This window comes from Pseudomonas sp. B1-22, assembly GCF_050474425.1.
Taxonomy (GTDB): Bacteria; Pseudomonadota; Gammaproteobacteria; order Pseudomonadales; family Pseudomonadaceae; genus Pseudomonas.
Map to the genome: position 1 here is coordinate 799,053 of NZ_JBCHVH010000002.1, position 20,349 is coordinate 819,401.

Annotated in this window: 15 protein-coding genes; 10 read left to right on the top strand and 5 right to left on the bottom strand. The window is 66.7% G+C overall.

All coding sequences use genetic code 11. The features are described from left to right. Positions 1–55: 55 nt before the first annotated feature. The 8 genes from ACQ5BL_RS10565 (at position 56) to rlmF (ending at position 11,005) form a co-directional block, all read left to right on the top strand. Entirely contained in the window at positions 56–1,546 is a 1,491-nt protein-coding gene (locus ACQ5BL_RS10565; RefSeq protein WP_243806224.1) for a leucyl aminopeptidase, read from the top strand. Positions 1,547–1,706: 160 nt separating this feature from the next. Next, a complete protein-coding gene (locus ACQ5BL_RS10570; protein WP_207887510.1) occupies positions 1,707–2,135 on the top strand; it encodes a DNA polymerase III subunit chi in 429 nt (142 codons plus the stop codon). 19 nt (positions 2,136–2,154) lie between these two features. Beyond that, the gene (locus ACQ5BL_RS10575) at positions 2,155–2,553 is read left to right on the top strand and encodes a DNA polymerase III subunit chi (protein WP_243806226.1); all 399 of its coding nucleotides are present in this window, start codon (positions 2,155–2,157) and stop codon (positions 2,551–2,553) included. 278 nt (positions 2,554–2,831) lie between these two features. Next, on the top strand, positions 2,832–5,681 hold the full coding sequence (locus tag ACQ5BL_RS10580; RefSeq protein WP_243806228.1) for a valine--tRNA ligase: 2,850 nt from the start codon (positions 2,832–2,834) through the stop codon (positions 5,679–5,681). Between the two features lie 331 nt (positions 5,682–6,012). Further along, positions 6,013–7,668, top strand: a complete 1,656-nt coding sequence (locus ACQ5BL_RS10585) for a thiamine pyrophosphate-binding protein (protein ID WP_243806230.1) — start codon at positions 6,013–6,015, stop codon at positions 7,666–7,668. 104 nt (positions 7,669–7,772) lie between these two features. Continuing rightward, positions 7,773–9,602: an SLC13 family permease gene (locus tag ACQ5BL_RS10590; protein ID WP_243806232.1), complete on the top strand. Its 1,830-nt coding sequence runs from the start codon at positions 7,773–7,775 to the stop codon at positions 9,600–9,602. A 32-nt stretch (positions 9,603–9,634) separates the two neighbouring features. Further along, positions 9,635–9,931 (top strand): winged helix-turn-helix domain-containing protein, encoded by a 297-nt coding sequence (locus tag ACQ5BL_RS10595; RefSeq protein WP_207887515.1) that lies wholly within the window; start codon positions 9,635–9,637, stop codon positions 9,929–9,931. A 63-nt stretch (positions 9,932–9,994) separates the two neighbouring features. Next, positions 9,995–11,005 (top strand): 23S rRNA (adenine(1618)-N(6))-methyltransferase RlmF, encoded by a 1,011-nt coding sequence (gene rlmF / locus ACQ5BL_RS10600; RefSeq protein WP_430293116.1) that lies wholly within the window; start codon positions 9,995–9,997, stop codon positions 11,003–11,005. A gap of 260 nt (positions 11,006–11,265) precedes the next feature. On the opposite strand, the gene ACQ5BL_RS10605 is transcribed toward rlmF, so the two are convergent. Together ACQ5BL_RS10605 and ACQ5BL_RS10610 are read right to left on the bottom strand one after the other, a co-directional pair. Continuing rightward, the gene (locus ACQ5BL_RS10605; RefSeq protein WP_243806236.1) at positions 11,266–11,808 is read right to left on the bottom strand and encodes a hydrolase; all 543 of its coding nucleotides are present in this window, start codon (positions 11,806–11,808) and stop codon (positions 11,266–11,268) included. Positions 11,809–11,839: 31 nt separating this feature from the next. Continuing rightward, positions 11,840–12,382, bottom strand: a complete 543-nt coding sequence (locus ACQ5BL_RS10610; protein WP_207887768.1) for a gamma carbonic anhydrase family protein — start codon at positions 12,380–12,382, stop codon at positions 11,840–11,842. Between the two features lie 76 nt (positions 12,383–12,458). Between ACQ5BL_RS10610 and prlC the strand changes: the two genes are divergently transcribed. Together prlC and ACQ5BL_RS10620 are read left to right on the top strand one after the other, a co-directional pair. Next, on the top strand, positions 12,459–14,504 hold the full coding sequence (gene prlC / locus ACQ5BL_RS10615) for an oligopeptidase A (RefSeq protein ID WP_243806238.1): 2,046 nt from the start codon (positions 12,459–12,461) through the stop codon (positions 14,502–14,504). Further along, positions 14,504–14,773: a YheV family putative zinc ribbon protein gene (locus tag ACQ5BL_RS10620; RefSeq protein WP_207887765.1), complete on the top strand. Its 270-nt coding sequence runs from the start codon at positions 14,504–14,506 to the stop codon at positions 14,771–14,773. Before prlC ends, ACQ5BL_RS10620 begins: the two co-directional genes overlap by 1 nt. Positions 14,774–14,838: 65 nt before the next feature. Here ACQ5BL_RS10620 and ACQ5BL_RS10625 read toward each other — a convergent pair whose 3' ends face one another. The 3 genes from ACQ5BL_RS10625 to sbcD all read right to left on the bottom strand — a co-directional run bounded on the left by ACQ5BL_RS10625 (position 14,839) and on the right by sbcD (position 20,322). Beyond that, positions 14,839–15,489 (bottom strand): Dps family protein, encoded by a 651-nt coding sequence (locus ACQ5BL_RS10625; RefSeq protein WP_243806240.1) that lies wholly within the window; start codon positions 15,487–15,489, stop codon positions 14,839–14,841. A 166-nt stretch (positions 15,490–15,655) separates the two neighbouring features. Next, on the bottom strand, positions 15,656–19,105 hold the full coding sequence (locus ACQ5BL_RS10630; protein ID WP_243806242.1) for an AAA family ATPase: 3,450 nt from the start codon (positions 19,103–19,105) through the stop codon (positions 15,656–15,658). After that, positions 19,102–20,322, bottom strand: coding sequence for an exonuclease subunit SbcD (gene sbcD / locus ACQ5BL_RS10635; RefSeq protein WP_243806244.1), 1,221 nt, complete (start codon positions 20,320–20,322; stop codon positions 19,102–19,104). The genes ACQ5BL_RS10630 and sbcD overlap by 4 nt, the downstream gene beginning before the upstream one ends. Between the last annotated feature and the right edge of the window lie 27 nt (positions 20,323–20,349).

Here is a 20,349-nt window from a genome sequence, read left to right on the forward strand (position 1 = left end):
GAGCCTCGCGGACCACCTTGCCATCGTGAGCCTTTTGTCCTGGGGACACCAAGCCATGGAATTCCTTGTAAAAAGCGTACGCCCGGAAACCCTGAAAACCGCCACCCTGGTCATCGCCGTGGGCGAAGGCCGCAAGCTTGGCGCCACGGCCAAGGCCGTTGACGAGGTCACCGGAGGCGCCATCAGCACCCTGCTCAAGCGTGGCGATCTGGCGGGCAAGGTTGGTCAGACGCTACTCCTGCAAGATTTGCCGAACCTTAAGGCCGACCGCGTGTTGCTGGTCGGCGCCGGCAAGGAACGCGACCTCTCCGACCGCGCCTACCGCAAACTGGTTTCCGCCGTCCTGGGCAATTTGAAGAATCTGGGCGGCACCGACGCCGTCCTGGCCCTGGGCGATCTCGCCGTGAAAGGCCGCAATGCCCACGGCAAGGCCCGTCTGCAAGTGGAAACCCTGGCCGACGGCACCTACGTCTTCGACCGTTTCAAGAGCCAGAAGGCCGAAGCGCCGAAGCTGAAAAAGATCACCCTGCTGGTCGACAAGGCCGATGCCTCCGCCGTCGAACAGGGTGCCAGGGAAGCCCAGGCCATCGCCAACGGCATGGCCCTGACCCGCGACCTGGGCAACCTGCCGCCGAACCTCTGCCACCCGACCTTCCTCGGCGAGCAGGCCAAGGCGCTGGGCAAGGAATACAAGGGTCTGAAGGTCGAAGTCCTCGACGAGAAGAAGCTGCGTGAGCTGGGCATGGGTTCCTTCCTTGCCGTCGCCCAGGGCAGCGACCAGCCGCCGCGCCTGATTGTGCTGCAGTACAACGGCGCGAAGACGAAAGACGAAGCCCCCCACGTGCTGGTCGGCAAGGGCATCACCTTCGACACCGGCGGCATCAGCCTGAAGCCCGGCCTGGGCATGGACGAGATGAAGTTCGACATGTGCGGCGCCGCCTCGGTATTCGGCACCTTCCGCGCCGTGCTGGAATTGCAGCTGCCGATCAACCTGGTGGGCGTCATGGCCTGCGCCGAGAACATGCCCAGCGGCGGTGCGACCCGTCCGGGCGACATCGTCACTACCATGAGCGGCCAGACCGTCGAAATCCTCAATACCGATGCCGAAGGCCGCCTGGTGCTGTGCGACGCGCTGACCTATGTCGAACGCTTCAAGCCGCAGTCGGTCGTGGACATCGCCACCCTGACCGGTGCCTGCATCGTTGCCCTGGGCTCCAACACCTCGGGCCTGATGGGCAACAACGACGCGCTGATCAAGCAACTGCTCAAGGCCGGCGAAGTCGCCGACGACCGCGCCTGGCAACTGCCGCTGTTCGACGAATACCAGGAGCAGCTGGACAGCCCCTTCGCCGACATCGCCAACATCGGCGGGCCGAAGGCCGGCACCATCACCGCCGGCTGCTTCCTGTCGCGCTTCGCCAAGAAGTTCCACTGGGCGCACCTGGATATCGCCGGCACCGCCTGGATCAGCGGCGGCAAGGACAAGGGCGCCACGGGCCGCCCGGTTCCGCTGCTGACCCAGTACCTGCTGGACCGCGTGAAGTAACGGAGCAAGATAGCAATGTTTTTTGGAACCCAAAGCGTCGCGAGTGCCGCTCAGGTAAGGCGAAAGCCTGCGCAAAAGCGCAGTTTACGTTTTGTAAATGAGCAATTTGCGCAGGTTTTCAACGCAGCATGAGCAAACGCAGCAGCTTTGGGGCCAAAAAATGACGCGCGTGGATTTCTACGTCATCCCCAGCGCCGATCCCGACGCACGCCTGACCATCGCCTGCCGCCTGGCCGAAAAGGCCTGGCGGCAGGGCATGCGCATCTTCGTGCTGTGTGCCGACGAGGCCCAGCGCGAAGCGCTGGATGCGCGGTTGTGGAACTTCCGGGGCGAAACCTTCATCCCACACAATGCGGTGGAAGAAGACGCCGACTCGCCGGTGGTACTCGCCCTGGGCGAGCCGCCCCAGAGCCACCGGGACCTGCTGATCAACCTGACCCTGGCCATTCCCGCTTTCGTCGACCACTTCAACCGGGTCGCCGAACTGGTGATCGAAGAACCGGCAATTCGTCAGGCCGCGCGGGAGAATTTCCGCCGCTACCGCGAGCAGGGCTATCCTTTGCAGGACCATCGCCTGCCGCGCCCTTGAGAACGTCTCAGCCAAGACCATGGACAACCGCAAGCCCCCGCACGACCCCGATCACCTGCTGGAAGACCTGAAATCGATCCAGGAACTGCTGGACGAATCAGGCGCCGAGCCGCCGCTGCTCACCGAATCCTTCGAGCCGGACAACATCCCGCTGCTGTCCGATGTCGTCACGCCGGCACCGCGTGCGCCGGAACCGTCGACCGCCAAGTCCGCTGAGTCCACCGAGCCCGCCGAGCCCGCCGAGCCGACAGTCTCGCCCCAGGCCAGCGAACTCCATCGCCTGGACCTGGAGTTGCGCGCTGCGGCCCAACTGATCCTGCAGGACGTGATCGACGACTTCGCACCGCAGATCGAAGCCGAACTGCAGCGTCGCCTGGAAGCGCGGATGCAGCGCCTGCTGGCCCAGCGCAAGAGCTGACGTCCCGCTCCCAACGGTTCGCCATACCCTCCGCGCGGCAGCGGGCCAATCGCGGACAAAGTCCGCTCCTACGCCAAGGGGTGCGCCGTAACTAACCTGTAGGAGCGGGCCATGCGCGCGATCGCGGGCATGGCCCGCTCCTACAGGGAACGTCGGCGCTGGGCGGCTCGCTCCTGTCCCCTGAGCCCCAACGATTAAGCCCCCGGTGGCCTGAGAGCCCCGCGCCCCGTTATACTCACCGGTTTTCCGTCTAGCCTTATCAGGGTCCCGCCGCGCTCATGGACAAGACCTACCAGCCCCACGCCATCGAATCCCACTGGTACCCCCTGTGGGAGAAAGAGAACTACTTCGCCCCGCAAGGTTCCGGCGAGCCGTACACCATCATGATCCCGCCGCCGAACGTCACCGGCAGCCTGCACATGGGTCACGGCTTCAACAACGCCATCATGGACGCGCTGATCCGCTACCGCCGCATGCAGGGCCGCAACACCCTGTGGCAGCCGGGCACCGACCACGCCGGCATCGCCACCCAGATGGTGGTGGAACGCCAGCTGGCCGCACAGGGCATCGCCCGTCATGACCTGGGCCGCGAGAAGTTCCTGGAGAAGGTCTGGGAGTGGAAGGACCAGTCCGGCGGCACCATCACCCGCCAGATTCGCCGCCTGGGCTCCTCCGTGGACTGGTCGCGCGAGCGCTTCACCATGGACGAAGGCCTGTCCAACGCCGTGAAGGAAGCCTTCGTGCGCCTGCACGAGGACGGCCTGATCTACCGTGGCAAGCGCCTGGTCAACTGGGACACCAAGTTCCACACCGCCATTTCCGACCTGGAAGTGGAGAACCACGACGAGAAGGGCCACCTCTGGCACCTGCGCTACCCGCTGGCCGACGGTCACAAGACAGCCGACGGCAAGGACCACCTGGTCGTCGCCACCACCCGCCCGGAAACCGTGCTGGGTGACAGCGCCGTCGCCGTGCACCCGGAAGACGAGCGCTATGCCGCCCTGATCGGCACCTTCATCGACCTGCCGCTGGTGGGCCGCCGCATCCCGATCATCGCCGACGACTACGTCGACCGCGAATTCGGCACCGGCTGCGTGAAGATCACCCCGGCCCACGACTTCAACGACTATGAAGTCGGCAAGCGCCACGACCTGCCGCTGATCAACATCTTCGACAAGGACGCCGCCGTCCTCGCCGTCGCCCAGGTGTTCAAGCTTGACGGCAGCGTGAATCCCGACCTCGACGCCAGCCTGCCGGCCGCCTACGCCGGTCTCGACCGTTTCGTCGCGCGCAAGCAGATCGTCGCCGACTTCGAGGCCGCCGGCCTGCTGGAGAAGATCGACGACCACGCTCTGAAAGTGCCCAAGGGCGACCGCTCCGGCACCGTCATCGAGCCCTGGCTGACCGACCAGTGGTACGTCTCCACCAAGCCGCTGGCCGAACCCGCCATCGCCGCCGTGGAAGATGGCCGCATCCAGTTCGTGCCCAAGCAGTACGAGAACATGTACTTCAGCTGGATGCGCGACATCCAGGACTGGTGCATCAGCCGTCAGCTGTGGTGGGGCCACCGCATCCCGGCCTGGTACGACGACGCCGGCAACGTCTACGTCGGCCGCAACGAGGCCGAAGTGCGCGCCAAGCACAACCTGGGCGACGCCAACCTGCGCCAGGACGAAGACGTCCTGGACACCTGGTTCAGCTCGGGCCTGTGGACCTTCTCCACCCTCGGCTGGCCGGAACAGACCGAATACCTGAAGACCTTCCACCCCACCGACGTGCTGGTGACCGGCTTCGACATCATCTTCTTCTGGGTTGCGCGCATGATCATGCTGACCATGCACCTGATCAAGAATGGCGATGGCAGCGCGCAGATCCCGTTCAAGACCGTCTATGTCCATGGACTGGTGCGTGACGGCCAGGGCCAGAAGATGTCCAAGTCCAAGGGTAACGTGCTCGACCCGCTGGACATCGTCGACGGCATCACCCTCGACGAGCTGCTGGAGAAACGCACCAGCGGCATGATGCAGCCCAAGCTCGCCGAGAAGATCGCCAAGCAGACGAAAGCCGAGTTCCCCGAAGGCATCGCCAGCTACGGCACCGACGCCCTGCGCTTCACCTTCTGCTCGCTGGCTTCCACCGGCCGCGACATCAAGTTCGACATGGGCCGCGTCGAGGGTTACCGCAACTTCTGCAACAAGCTGTGGAACGCCGCCAACTTCGTCATCGAGAACACCGATGGCAAGGACACCGGCGTGAATGGCGAGCCGGTCGAGCTGTCCTCGGTGGACCGCTGGATCATCTCCGCCCTGCAGCGCACCGAGATCGAAGTCGCGCGCCAGCTGGATGCCTTCCGCTTCGACCTGGCCACCCAGGCCCTCTACGAGTTCATCTGGGACGAGTACTGCGCCTGGTACCTGGAACTGGTCAAGCCGGTGCTGTGGGACGAGAACGCGCCCATCGAACGCCAGCGCGGCACCCGTCGCACCCTGGCCCGCGTGCTGGAAACCGCACTGCGCCTGGCGCACCCGTTCATGCCGTTCATCACCGAGGAAATCTGGCAGCGCATCAAGGCGTCCGCCGGCAAGAGCGGTGACACCCTGATGCTGCAACCCTGGCCGATCGCCGACGAGGCGAAGATCGACGCCGCCGCCGAAGGCGACATCGAGTGGGTCAAGGCCCTGATGCTGGGCATCCGCCAGATTCGCGGCGAGATGAACATCTCCATGGCCAAGCGCATCGACCTGGTGCTGAACAACGCATCGCCCGAAGACCACCGCCGCCTGGCCGACAACGAGCCGCTGCTGATGAAGCTGGCCAAGCTCGAGACCATCCGCGTGCTGGACGCTGGCGAAGAGCCGCCGATGTCCGCCACCGCGCTGGTCGGCGACCTGCAGGTACTGGTGCCGATGGCCGGCCTGATCGACAAGGCCGCCGAAATGGCGCGTCTGGACAAGGAAATCCAGCGCCTGGAAGGCGAAGTCAAACGCGTGGGCGGCAAGCTCGCCAACGAAGGCTTCGTCGCCAAGGCCCCGCCGGAAGTGATCGAGAAGGAACGCGCTAAGCTGGCTGAAGCCGAGCAGGCGGTGACCAACCTGATCCAGCAGCGCGAGAAGATCGCCAGTCTGTAATCCCCATCACAAGGCCCGCCAATGCGGGCCTTGTGCTTTTCCGGGGGCAAACTCCTATCCTCTGCGCCCCTGCTGTGGAATGTAGGAGCGCGCCATGCGCGCGATCGCGGGCATGGCCCGCTCCTACAGGGTTGTCACTGAGCGGTCTTGCAAATAGTTGTCCTCGACCAGTGCGTTCAGGTGTCATTCCCCCACGGAATGACCTCGCGAAGAATGGTCACTTGGCGCCCGCCGCGCTTTGCGCCGAAGATCGCAACGCCGGGCCGCTCCAGGGGTTCGTCGGCGCTCTTCCGGGAGCGGCCCCGGTATCAGCCCAAGGAGCCCGAAGTCCATGTCCGACCTCCCCGTCCGCAATGGCGGCCAGATCCTCGTCGAAGCCCTGCTGCGCAACGCGGTCGATACCGTCTACTGCATCCCCGGCGAAAGCTACCTGCCGGTGCTCGATGCCCTGCACGACGCCCCCTCGATCAGCACCATCGTCACCCGTCACGAAGGCGCCGCCTCGAACATGGCCGATGCCTACGGCAAGCTCACCGGGCGGCCGGGCATCTGCTTCGTCACCCGAGGCCCGGGCGCTACCCATGCGGCCAACGGCGTGCATACGGCCAAACAGGATTCGACCCCGATGATCCTCTTCGTCGGCCAGGTGGAAAGCGCGTTCATGGGCCGCGAGGCCTTCCAGGAGGTGGACTACCGGCAGATGTTCGGCGGCCTGGCCAAGTGGGCCACGGAGATCGACGACATCCGCCGCATCCCCGAAGTGGTCGCCCAGGCCTTCGCCGTGGCCCAGTCCGGCCGCCCGGGCCCGGTGGTGGTCGGGCTGCCGGAGGAAGTCCTGTTCGGTTCGGCCGCCGTCGCGGACGTCCCTGCGCCGCGAATTCCGCAGACTGCCCCATCGCAGCAGGCGATGGAGGAACTGCGCAGCCTGCTGGCCCGCGCCCGCAAACCGCTGCTGATCGTCGGCGGCACCGGTTGGGATGAAGCCGCGCGCGGTGCGCTGCAACGCTTCGCCAAGGCCACTGACCTGCCAGTGGTGGCCTCGTTCCGCCGCCAGGATCTCTACGACAACCGCGACGCCCAGTACGCCGGCCAGCTCGGCTTCGGTGCCTCGCCCAAGCTCACCGCACGGGTGCAGGAGGCCGACCTGCTGCTGGTGCTCGGCTCGCGCCTGAGCGAGACGCCCAGCGCCGGCTACACCCTGATTCAAAGCCCGCGCCCCACGCAGACACTGATCCACATCCATCCGGACGCCAGCGAACTGGGCCGGGTCTACCAGGCCGACCTGCCGTTGCAGGCCTGCATGCCGGCCATCGCCGCGGCCCTCGACGCTCTGCCACCACTCGCCGAACGCCCCTGGGCCGAATGGACCGCCGCCGCCCGCGCGGACTACCTCGCCTACTCCCTGCCTCCGGCCAGCCCGGCTGAACTGAACGGCGTCGACCTGGCCGCCGTGGTCAGCCACCTCAGCGAAGTCCTGCCCGAGGATGCGGTGATCAGCAATGGCGCCGGCAACTACGCGGTCTGGGTGCACCGCTTCTACCGCTATCGCGCCGCGCACTGCCAGCTGGCGCCCACCAACGGCGCGATGGGCTATGGCTTCCCGGCGGCGATCGCCGCCAAGCTGCGCGATCCGCAACGCAGCGTGGTGTGCTTCGCCGGCGACGGCTGCTTCATGATGTACCCGCAGGAACTGGCCACCGCGGTGCAATATGGCGCCGCGCTGATCGTCATCGTGGTCAACAACGGCATGCTCGGCACCATCCGCATGCACCAGGAACGCGAGTATCCGGGGCGCATCAGTGCGACCGAGCTGCGCAACCCCGACTTCGTCGCCCTGGCTCGCGCCTTCGGCGCCCACGGCGAACTCGTCGAGCGCACCGAGGACTTCGCCGCCGCTTTCGAGCGTGCCCAGGCCAGCGGCAAGCCGGCGCTGATCGAGCTGCGCACCGACCCACGGCAGATCACCCCGGTGGCACGCCTGCCGTAGAATCCGTGCGACTGCACGCCAGGCTTCGCTAAGCTGCACCGGATCAAGGCATTGCGCCCGCCCCTGCGGGCACAATGCCTGCCGACATACCGCTAGGGAAGCGCATGAGTCTGCCACTGATCTGGGTCCTGTTCCTGCTCGCCACCGCCGTGGCGCTGTTCGTCATCAACCGGCCGCGCATGGACGTGGTCGCCCTGCTGGTGATGGTCGCCCTGCCGCTGTCCGGCATCCTCAGCGTGCAGGAGTCCCTGGCGGGCTTCGCCGATCCCAACGTCATCCTGATCGCCGCGCTGTTCGTCATCGGCGAAGGGCTGGTGCGCACCGGGGTGGCCTATCGCATCGGCGAATGGCTGACCCGCCGCGCCGGCGCCAGCGAAACGCGCCTGCTGGTACTGCTGATGCTGGCCGTGGCCGGGCTCGGCTCGGTGATGAGTTCCACCGGCGTAGTCGCCATCTTCATTCCCGTGGTTCTGAGCATCACCGCGCGCCTGCACGTTTCGCCGCGCCGGCTGATGATGCCGCTGAGCTTCGCCGGACTGATCAGCGGCATGCTCACCCTGGTCGCCACCGCACCCAACGTGGTGGTGCACAGCGAACTGGTACGCGAAGGTTCGAAAGGCTTCGGCTTCTTCAGCTTCACCCCCTTCGGCCTGGTCATCCTCGCCCTAGGCGTCGGCTACATGCTGGTCGCCCGCCGCTGGCTGGGCGACGACGACGGCGATGCCGGCCAGCGCGCCAAGCGCCGCACCCTGGGCGACCTGATCCGCGACTACCAGCTGGCCGGCCGCGAACGCCGCCTGCGCATCCGCGCCGACTCGCCGCTGGTGGGCATGAGCCTGGGCGACGTGGAACTGCGCGCCCGCGCCGGCACCAATGTGGTCGCCATCGAACGCATGCTGCACTTCCGCCTGAAGATCTTCGGCCCCACCGCCAACATCACCCTGCATGCCGGCGACGTGCTGCTGGTGGACATCTACGGCGAGCGCGGCGACCTGCTGGGCCTGTACCACGAATACGGCCTGGAACCGCTGAGCCTGCAGGGCGACTACTTCACCGAGCGCGCCCACGAAGTGGGCATGGCCGAAGTGACGCTGCCGCCGGAATCCACACTGCTGGGCAAAAGCGTGCTGGAACTGGAATTCCGCAGCCAGTTCGGCCTCAACGTGGTCGGCCTGCGGCGCAACCGCGAAGCGCTGGTGGAAGGCCTGCTGGAAGCCAAGCTGAAGGTCGGCGACACCCTGCTGGTGATCGGCGCCTGGAAGGATATCCGCCAGCTCCAGGCGCGCGGGCGCGACTTCCTGGTGCTCAGCCTGCCGGCCGAGGTGGACGAAGCCGCTCCCGCCGCCAGCCAGGCGCCCCACGCGCTGTTCAGCCTGGCGGTGATGGTGATCCTGATGGTCAGCGGCCTGGTGCCCAACGTCATGGCCGCGCTGATCGGTTGCCTGCTGATGGGCGCCTTCCGCTGCATCGACATGGACAGCGCCTACCGCGCCATCCACTGGCAGAGCCTGTTGCTGATCGTCGGCATGCTGCCCTTCGCCCTCGCCCTGCAGAAGACCGGCGGCATCGACCTCGCGGTCAATGCCCTGGTCGGAGTGCTCGGCGAAGCCGGACCCTATGCGATTCTCGCCAGCCTGTTCGTGCTCACCGCGCTGATCGGCCTGTTCATCTCCAACACCGCCACCGCCGTGCTCATGGCGCCAGTCGCCATCGCCACCGCCAAGGCCCTCGGCGCTTCGCCCGAGGCCTTCGCGATGATCGTCGCACTGGCCGCCTCGGCCGCGTTCATGACGCCGATCTCCTCACCGGTGAACACCCTGGTGCTCGGCCCCGGGCGCTATCGATTCGGAGATTTCGTCAAGGTTGGCGTACCCTTCACGATTCTGGTGATGATCGTCAGCGTTGTGCTGGTACCCTGGCTGCTGCCGCTGTAGCAGCCCCACAAGGCCAACAAGGAAATGTCTCGATGGAAGTGAGCAAGACCAAAAGCAGTTTCTACCGCCGCCTCTACGTCGCCTGGCTGATCGACAGCGGCACCGCCACCAGCGTCCCGGCGCTGATGGAAGCCACCGGCATGCCCCGGCGCACCGCCCAGGACACCCTGGCCGCGCTGGCCGACCTCGACATCGACTGCGCCTTCGAGCAGCACGACGGCGAACGCAACAATGCCGGCCACTATCGCATCCGCGACTGGGGCGCCATCGATCCGCGCTGGATCGCCCAGCACCTGGCGCAGATCAAGGACGTCCTGCAATACCCCTGAGGCGCAAGCGCGACGAACGCATCTGTGGGAAAATCGCCCACCGCCTTCCTGCCCCGCGCCCCTATGCCGAAACCGCCGAAACGCCCCGCCGCCCCCTCGAAGCCCGCCACGCCCCTGCGCGACCCCGCCGCCAAGCGGCCGAACCTGTTGCACCCGCGCAACCGGCACCAGGGCCATTACGACTTCCCGGCGCTGATCGAGGGCTGCCCGGAGCTGGGCCGTTTCCTCATCACCAACCCCTACGGCAAACCCAGCATCGACTTCGCTAATCCAGAAGCCGTGCGCGTGTTCAACCGCGCGCTGCTCAAGGCGCAGTACGGCATCGGCCAGTGGGACATCCCCGCCGGCTTCCTCTGCCCGCCGATTCCGGGCCGCGCCGACTACGTGCACTACCTGGCCGACCTGCTCGGCGAGGAGAACGACGGACGAATTCCACGCGGCCCCGGCGTTCGCCTGCTGGACATCGGCGTCGGCGCCAACTGCATCTACCCGCTGATCGGCCACCGCGACTACGGCTGGCACTTCCTCGGTTCAGACATCGAACCCGCTGCCCTGAAGTCCGCCCATGCGATCCTCAACGGCAATCCGGGACTCAATGAAGCCATCGAACTGCGCCAGCAGCACGATCTGCAGCACATCTTCCACGGCCTGCTGAGCAGCGACGAACGCTTCGACGCCACCCTGTGCAACCCGCCCTTCCACGCATCGCCCGAGGAAGCCAGCAGTGGCAGCCGGCGCAAATGGAAGAACCTCGGCAAGCTCGACCCGTCGCGCCAGCTACCGAAGCTGAACTTCGGCGGACAGAGCAATGAGCTGTGGTGCGAAGGCGGCGAGATCGCCTTCCTGCGCAAGCTGGCGGCGGAAAGCGCGGCAGTCGGCAAGCAGGCGCTGTGGTTCAGCTCGCTGGTGTCCAAGGCCGGCAACCTCGACGAATTCCGCCGCGCGCTGAAAAAGGCCGGCGCCGTCACCGTGCGCAGTGTGGACATGGCCCAGGGCCAGAAGCAGAGCCGCTTCGTCGCCTGGACCTTCCAGGAGCCCGAGCAGCGCGCGAAGTGGCGCGCCGGGTGGAAATGACATTCAGAACCTGTTCACGATCTCGCGAGCTAGAGCAGAACAAGGCGCAACGACCAACGGGAGTAACAGCCGCAGGCTGGCCCGAAGGGTGAGCGCCAGCGAATCAAACAGGCGAGGACGCGGAATTTACGAGCTGTAAATGAGCAGTACTCGCTTCGCTCGCCCCTGCGGGGCCGCACTGAAGTGCGTTAGCCGCAAGCGGCTTCCGAGCCTGTTTTTAACGCAGTTATGCCGACGCGCAGCAGATCGTTAACAGGTTCTCAGCGGATGAACTGCTTGCTGATCTCCCGGAACACTTCCGTGCCGGCGCGCTCCATCCACTCGAAGGCGACCATCTCCCGCGAGACGATCATCGCTCCGGCCTGACGCATGCGCTCCAGCGCCAGCGCCTTGTCCCGCGGACGGCGTGAGCCGACGGCCTCGTCCACCACGAACACCTCGCGATCCTCGGCCAGCAGGCCCAGCACCGTCTGCAGCACGCAGACATGGGCCTCGGTACCGCAGACCACGAACTGCCGGCGCTCGCCGCCGGGCATCTGCAGCAGGCCGGGATCGGTCACGGCGGAAAAAGCGATCTTCTCCAGCAGCGCCTCGGCCGGCAGCGCATCGCGCAGCGCGGGCAAGGTCGGGCCCAGGCCCTTCGGGTACTGCTCGGTGGCCAGCGCCGGCACGCCCAGGCGCTGCGCGACCGCCAGCAGCCAGGCGGTGTGTTCGAGCACCGACTCGGCTTCGTGAATGGCCGGGAACAGACGTTCCTGGATATCGATGATCAGCAAGGTGGACGTCTGGGCGCGTAGCAACATGGCGTGCTCTCCTCGGGTCGGTGGGTGGTCGTCAGCCGGCATAACCCTCGGCGATATGCTGGTCCTTGAGCTTCACGTAGTTGGCGGCGCTGTAGGTGAAGAAGGCGCGTTCCTTGTCGGTCAACGGCCGGGCCTTCTTCACCGGGCTGCCAACATAGAGATAACCGCTTTCCAGCACCTTGCCCGGCGGCACCAGGCTGCCGGCGCCGAGGATCACCTCGTCCTCGATCACCGCGCCGTCCATCACGATGGAGCCCATGCCCACCAGGATGCGGCTACCGACGGTGCAACCGTGCAGCAGCACCTTGTGGCCGACGGTCACATCGTCGCCGAGGGTCAGCGGGAAGCCGTCCGGGTTGAAGGGGCCGGCGTGAGTGATGTGCAGCACGCTGCCGTCCTGCACGCTGGTGCGCGCGCCGATGCGGATGCGGTGCATGTCGCCGCGGATGGTGACCAGCGGCCACACCGAGCTGTCCGCGCCGATCTCCACGTCGCCGATGACCACGGCGCTGGCGTCGACGAACACGCGCTCGCCCAGCGATGGCGTTTTGCCCTGAAAGGTTCTAATCGTCACGATAAGCTTCCTTAAGCTGCGGATGGGTCCGATTGTATTTAAGATGGCCGAGTGTTTCTTCAACCAAGGTGCCACCGTGAGCGCGAATCCCCTTCTGCAGAGCTACGACCTGCCGCCCTTCTCGTCCATCCGTCCGGAACACGTGAAGCCGGCCATCGAGCAGATCCTCGCCGACAACCGCGCGGCCATCGCGCGCATTCTCGCCGAGCAGAACGGCACCCCGACCTGGGCCGGCCTGGTGCTGGCCATGGACGAACTGAATGACCGCCTGGGCAAGGCCTGGAGCCCGGTCAGCCATCTCAACGCGGTGTGCAACAGCGCCGAGCTGCGCGAAGCCTACGAAGGCTGCCTGCCGCTGCTGTCCGCCTACTGGACCGAACTGGGCCAGAACCGCGAGCTGTTCAAGGCTTACGAGGCCCTGGCCGAGAGCCCGGAGTCGAAAGACTTCGACGTCGCCCAGAAGACCATCCTCGAACACGCCCTGCGCGACTTCCGCCTGTCGGGTATCGACCTGCCGGCCGAACAGCAGCAGCGCTACGCCGAGATCCAGACACGCCTGTCCGAGCTGGGCAGCCGCTTCTCCAACCAGCTGCTGGACGCTACCCAGGCCTGGACCAAGCACGTCACCGACGAAGCCGCGCTGGCCGGCCTGACCGATTCGGCCAAGGCGCAGATGCAGCAGGCCGCCCAGGCCAAGGAGCTGGACGGCTGGCTGATCAGCCTGGAATTCCCCAGCTACTACGCCGTGATGACCTACGCCGAAGACCGCGCCCTGCGCGAAGAGGTCTACGCCGCCTACTGCACCCGTGCCTCCGACCAGGGCCCGAACGCCGGGCAGAACGACAACGGCCCGGTGATGCAGGAAATCCTCGACCTGCGCCAGGAGCTATCGCGCCTGCTGGGCTTCAGGAACTTCGCCGAGCTGTCCCTGGCCACCAAGATGGCCGAGACGCCCGAGCAGGTCCTGCACTTCCTCCGCGACCTGGCCGTGCGCAGCAAGCCCTTCGCCGCCCAGGACCTGGAGCAGCTCAAGGCCTACGCCGCCGAGCAGGGCTGCCCTAACCTGTCCAGCTGGGACGCCAGCTACTTCGGCGAGAAGCTGCGCGAAGCGCGCTACAGCGTGTCCCAGGAAGCGCTGCGCGCCTACTTCCCGGTGGATAAAGTCCTCTCCGGCCTGTTCGCCATCGTGCAGAAGCTCTACGGCATCCAGATTCGCGAGCTGTCCGACTTCGAACGCTGGCACCCGGACGTGCGCCTGTTCGAGATCGAGGAAAACGGCCAGCACGTCGGCCGCTTCTACTTCGACCTCTACGCCCGCGCCAACAAGCGCGGCGGCGCATGGATGGACGGCGCCCGCGACCGGCGCCGCACCGCCGGTGGCGAGCTGCAATCGCCGGTGGCGTACCTGGTGTGCAACTTCACCCCGGCGGTGAATGGCAAGCCGGCGCTGCTGACCCACGATGAAGTCACCACCCTGTTCCACGAATTCGGCCACGGCCTGCACCACCTGCTGACCCGCGTCGAACACGCCGGTGCCTCGGGCATCAACGGCGTGGCCTGGGACGCAGTCGAGCTGCCGAGCCAGTTCATGGAGAACTGGTGCTGGGAGCCCGAAGGCCTGGCGCTGATCTCCGGCCACTACGAGACCGGCGCACCGCTGCCCCAGGACCTGCTGGAGAAGATGCTCGCCGCGAAGAACTTCCAGTCCGGCCTGATGATGGTCCGCCAACTGGAGTTCTCGCTGTTCGACTTCGAGCTGCACGCCACCCACGGCGACGGCCGCAGCGTGCTCGACGTGCTGGAAACCGTGCGCAATGAAGTCGCGGTGATGCGCCCGCCGGCGTACAACCGCTTCGCCAACAGCTTCGCGCACATCTTCGCCGGCGGTTACGCGGCCGGTTATTACAGCTACAAGTGGGCTGAAGTGCTGTCCGCCGATGCCTTCTCCCGCTTCGAGGAAGACGGCGTGCTCAACCCGGCGACCGGCGCAGCCTTCCGCGAGGCGATCCTGGCCAAGGGCGGCTCCCAGGAGCCGATGGCGCTGTTCGTGGCCTTCCGTGGCCGCGAGCCGTCCATCGACGCCCTGCTGCGCCACTCGGGCCTCTCCGAGGAGGCGGCGTGATGAGCGAGGTGAAGAAGCGCTTCATCGCCGGGGCAGTCTGCCCGGCGTGCAGCGAGCAGGACAAGATCGTCATGTGGGAAGAGGACGGCGTCCCGCACCGCGAGTGCGTGGCCTGCGGCTATGCCGACACCCTCAACGCGCAGGGCCAGTCGGTGCCGAAGGAGCTGACCACCCGGGTCAACGTCAGCGGCCTGAAGAAGCCCGCCGATCCCAAGGTGCAGAGCGTGCAGTTCTTCCCCAACCCGAAGCTGAAGAAGCCGGGCGAGTAAGTCCTGGCTGCCAATAAAAAGGCCGTTTCTCCTGTGGAGAAACGGCCTTTTTCATGCGCCGGAAATCAGTGGCCGGTGCCGTCACCGCGGCGGCTGGTCTCGAAGAGGAACCAGGTGCGCTGCTCGGTTTCGTCGATCCAGTTCTCGATCAGGCTGGCGGTGGCGATGTCGTGGTACTCGTCGCACAGGTCGTGCACTTCGCGCATGTAGGCGGTCAGCGCCTTGTTGTCGCCCTGCAGCTCCGCCAGCATGTCCAGCGGCTGCACGAACTCGGCATCGTTGTCGAGGATGCGCTTGTCACGGGCGATGTGGCCGATGGAGCGGATGGTGTTGCCGCCGATCTTGCGGGTGCGCTCGGCGATGGCGTCGGTCATCGCGAAGATCTCGGTGGCGTGCTCGTCCAGCAGTAGGTGGTAGTCGCGGAAGTGCGGCCCGCTGACATGCCAGTGGAAGTTCTTGGTCTTCAGGTAAAGGGCGAAGACGTCGGCGAGCAGCCGGTTGAGCGCGGCGGAAAGATCGCGGGTGGCGTTCTTGCTCAGGTCCGACGGCGTGGCCAGCGCCGGTGCGCGGCGCGCGGCGGGTTTCGCGGCGGCGGCTCTGGTGGCGGTTTTGGCCGCTGGCTTGGCTGCAGGTTTGGCGGCCGCTTTCGCTGCCGGCTTCGCAGCGGCGGGTTTTGCCGCCGCAGGTTTCTTCGGAGCCGATGCGGATTTCTTCATCACAAATCACCTCTAGAAAGATCACAGTACCTGTGGATGCCTTCCCGTTCGGGATGTGGCTGACTCAGCGGTCTTGAGCCTATCTCGCTCACCGTTGATTGCAAGTCGACACCCGTGGGCGCCGTTGCGTTCCCCCTGACTGCGAATCCGTCCTGCGGTGACGTCCCTAATCCTTCTCCGGGCTGAAACGGAAGCACGCATCGAGCTGGCTGTAGCCCATGCCGACACCCTTGTGCACCTTGAGCTGCACCGGAATGCGCTCCTTGAGCGCCTCGACGTGGCTGATCACACCGATGGTCTTGCCCGTTGCGTTGAGGCTGTCGAGGGCGTCGAGCGCCACCTCCAGGGTCTCGCCGTCGAGGGTGCCGAAGCCTTCGTCGAGGAACAGCGAGTCGATGCTGGTCTTGTGGCTGACCAGGTCGGACAGCGCCAGCGCCAGCGCCAGGCTGACCAGGAAGCTCTCGCCGCCGGACAACGTCTTGCAGTCGCGCGCGGTGTCGCCCTGCCAGGTGTCGACCACTTCCAGCTCCAGTTCGCCGTCGCTGCGCCGCGCCAACTGGTAGCGGCCGTGCAGGCGCTGCAACTGGCGGTTGGCGAGGTGCACCAGATGGTCGAGGGTCAGGCCCTGGGCGAAGCGCCGGTAGCGCGCACCATCGGCGGAGCCGATCAGACTGTTCAGGCGCTGCCAGATGTCGTGCTCTTCCTCCTGCCGGCGAATCTCCTCGAACAGGCTCTGCTGGCTGGCGCGCCGGGCATCGTCGCCCTGCAACTGCGCGCGGATTTCCCCCTGGCGCTGGCCCAGCTCGCGCAATTCAGCATTGATGGCCAGCAGCTGCCGGTCCAGCTCGTCCAGCGGCAGGTCGCCGTGCGGCTCGGCCTGAAGACGCTCGACGTCCTGCAACGCCGCCGCGCGCAGGGCCACGGCCTCGGTGATGGCGGTTTCCAGTGTCTGCTTGAGGGTGGTGAGTTCGGCGCGCTGGGCATCGTCCAGCAGCGCGGCTAGATAGACGGACTCGTCGGCGAACGGACTTTGCTCCAGTGCGTGTTGCCAGGCCGCCTCGCTCTGCGTCAGGCGAGCCTGATCCTGCTCCAGGCGCTCCAGCAGCGACTGTTCTCGACCTTGCAGCGCATCGGCCTGGCGCTGACTGGCGCTCAGGCGGGCCTCGGACTCGGCCAGTGCCTGCTGCGGATCATCCACCTTCGACAGCGCTGGACGAGCCTCGAATGCAGCATCCTGCCAACGCTGCTGCCACTGCTCTGCGCTGTCCCGCGCCGCACCTGCCGCCTGCGACGCATCACGCTCGGCGGCGGCCAGTTGCTGGCCGAGTTGCTGGTCCCGTTGCCAGTGTTGCCACTCCTCGGTGCGCTCGGCCAGCCACTGCTCGCCGTCGTCCGGCAGCTGATAGCCCAGCTCCGCCAGCGCGGCTGCCAAGGCATCTTCCTGCTGTTGCAGCTCGGCACGCAGGCTGGCGAGCTGTTGCGTGCGCTCCTCCTGGCGCTGCCGGGCGAACTGTTGCTCGCCCTCGAAAAGCGCCAGTTGCTGCGCTGCCTCGCTGTGGACGCGCTCGGTATCGATAAGCGTCTGCGCACTCGCCTGCAGACGGACCTTGAGTTCCTCCAACGCCTTCAACTGCTGTTGCAGATCGGCCAGCGCGGTTTCTTGACGCTGCCGCTCGGCGGCCAGCTCGCGCTCATCCGCCAGTTGCAGCCCCTGTTCCGCGCAGTGCTGCTGCCAGGCATCCTGCTGCAGCCTGAGTGCTGCTTCGGCTTCATCGAGCTGACGTTGCCCCTGCTGAATCTGCGCCTCCAGTTCCGCCAGCTCACCACGCAGGGCGATACCCTGGCTCTCCAGCTCCGCCAGCGCCCGCTTGCTTTCGTCGAGCGCCGTCTGGGTGGCCGATACATCCAGCGCCTGATACGCGTCTATCGCCGGGTGCTGCTGGGAGCCGCACAGCGGGCAGGCTTCGCCCGGCTGCAACTGCGCGCGCCAGTGTTCGAGCTGGTGGATGCGCTGTTCCTGCTGGAGCAGTTTTTCCCGGTCGGCGACCTGTTGCTGCAGCGTCTTGTAGCGCTCGCGCAGGGCGACAATGGCGCCATCGCGCTCGCCCTTGCGCTGGCGCAGGGCGAGCAGCTCTGGTTGCCAGCGCGCAATCTGCGCGGCGGCCTGCGCCCGCGCCTGGGCGATCTGCTCCAGGCGGTCGAAGCCACGGCCGAGCGCCTGCAGCTGCTGCGCACGTTCGCGCAGTTGTGCTTCGGTCGCGCCGGCGAGCAAGGTCTCCAATCGCTGCCGGGCGGCAACCTCATTCTGGCGAGCCTCGCCCAGCGTCCGCTCGGCTTGGGCGACAGCACCTTGCAGCACTTCACGGCGGGCGCCGGCCTCGTTGAATGCCTGCTCCGCGAGATCGAACTGACATTGACTGTCTACGCTGGCAGCGACCAGACGAGCACGTTGAGCGAACTGCGCGCGCCAGCCTCCCAGCAGCTCGCCCAGGCGGGCGCGCTGCGGCTGCTGCGCCAGGCGAACCTCCAGCGCCTGGCGCTGCCGGGCCAGCGCTTCCTGTTCCGCGCCACGGGCCTCGCTCAGTTGCCGGGCGAACTGGGTGGCGCTCCACAGCGCCTCGGCGATCCGCTCGCGGCTGGCGGCCTGTTCGGTGCGATTGTTCTCCAGCGCGGCGCGGTCCTGCGCCAGGCTGTCCTGGCTGGCGCGCCAGGCCTGGTGCAACGGCTGCAGGCGAGCGGCGGGCTCGCTGGCGGCCAGGCGTTGCAGGTCCGGCTGCGCCGCATCGAGGGACTGGCGGGCGGCGGCTTCCCGCTCACCAGCCTGCTGCATCTGCTGTTCGGCGCGGCTGAGTGCCTCGCGCCAGCGGTGCTGGGCCTGCAGCGCAACCTGGCGACCCTGCAGCGACGCCTCCTGCAGCAGCGCCTGGTGGTTCTGCTGTTCGAGGGCCTCGCGCTGCTCGGCACTGAGCAACTCGACGCCCTCGGCACGGGCGCGCAATTGATCGAGTGCACCGCGCACGTCGCGGGTGCGTTCGAAGACGCGCTGCGAGATCAGCCCGTAGATCTCCGTGCCGGTCAGCTCTTCCAGCAATTCGGCGCGCTGGTTGGCATTGGCTTCGAGGAAGGCGGCGAATCCGCCCTGGGCCAGCAGCATGGATTTGGTGAAGCGCTCGAAGTCGAGGCCCGTGAGGATTTCGGTCTGCTTGAGCTTGTCGTTGATCTTGTCGGTGAGGATTTCCCCTTCGCCGCTGGCGCGGTCGATGCGCACCAGTTCCACCTTCGGCGCCTGCAACGCGCCCTCGGCCTTGTCGCGTGCGCGGCGCTGGCTCCAGAAGGCGCGGTAGGGCTGGCCCTTCACCTCGAATTCCACCTCGGCGAGGCAGTCGGCGGTGTGCCGGGTCATCAGCTCGTTGCCGCTCTGCGACAACACGCTCATGCGCGGCGTGCGGTGGTAGAGGGCGAGGCAGATGGCATCGAGCAGCGTGGTCTTGCCGGCACCGGTGGGCCCGGTAATGGCGAACAGGCCGTTACCGGCGAAGGGCTCGGCAGTGAAGTCGATCTTCCATTCGCCCTTGAGCGAGTTGAGGTTCTTCAGGCGCAGGCTGAGGATTCTCATGGCTGCTCCTCCTGAAGGTCACTGACCACCTGACGATAGAGTCCGGTCAGGCGCTCGCGCAGGGGCGCTTCCAGCTCCTCGCTGTCCAGCCGCTGGCGGAACACGTCCTCGGGGCTGAGTTCGTCGAGGGTTTCCTTCGCCTCGCTGAACAGCGTCGCCTGGGCATTGCCGCGCTCGCGGCGGGTGCGTAGGACCACCACCGGCAGCTCTTCGCAGAGCTTCTCGACGCGCACCTGGATATCGGTGAGGTAGTCATCGGTGTGCACCAATACCTCCAGCCACACCGGCTGCTCCGCGCTGCCCTCCCCGGCCACGCGGGCCAGTTCGGCGGGCAGACTGGCGAGGCTGCCGGAGACCGATTTCAGCGGCTGGAAACACGGCACCGGCAAGGCACTGACGCTGCGCAGGCCGCTGTCGTCCAGGTCAACCAGCAACACCTGCTTGCTCTGCGTCGCCTCGTCGAAACTCAGGGCAATGGGCGAGCCGCAGTAGCGGATGTGCTCCAGCCCACCGACCTTCTGCGGTCGGTGGATATGGCCGAGAGCGATGTAGTCAACCGCCGGGAAGGCGCTGGTGGGGAAGGCTTCCAGGGTGCCGACGTAGATTTCCCGCACCGACTCGCTGGCACTGGCGCCTACCGTGGTGAGGTGGCCGGTGGCAATGATCGGCAGGTGGCGACCCAGGGCTTCGCGCTGCGCCTCGGCGCGTTCGAACAACTGCCGGTAATGCGCCTGGATCGCCTGTTGCAGCGCCTGTTGCTTGTCCTGCGCGCTCTGCCCGGCCTGGCTGGTGAGCACGTCGCGCGGACGGATGAAGGGGATCGCACAGAGGATCGCGCCGGGCTCGCCGTCGCGCTGCGGCAGCACCAGCACCTGGGCATCCAGGTCGGTGCCGACGGCGGCGATCACCTGGGTGTCCAGGCACGCCAGCAGCTCGCGGGACTCCTCCAGCATGGCCACCGAATCATGGTTGCCGCCCAGCACCACCAGCCGCGCACCGGTATCGCGCAGCTCGACGATGAAGCGGTTGTACAGCTCGCGGGCGTAACTGGGCGGCGCGCCGGTGTCGAACACGTCGCCGGCGATGATCACCGCATCCACGCCCTGCTCGCGCACCTGCCCGACCAGCCAGGCGCAAAAGGCCTGGTGCTCAGCCTCGCGGCTCTTGCCCATGAAGTGCTGGCCCAGGTGCCAGTCGGAGGTGTGGAGAATGCGCATGGCGTAACGTCCGCAGCCGTGATCCAA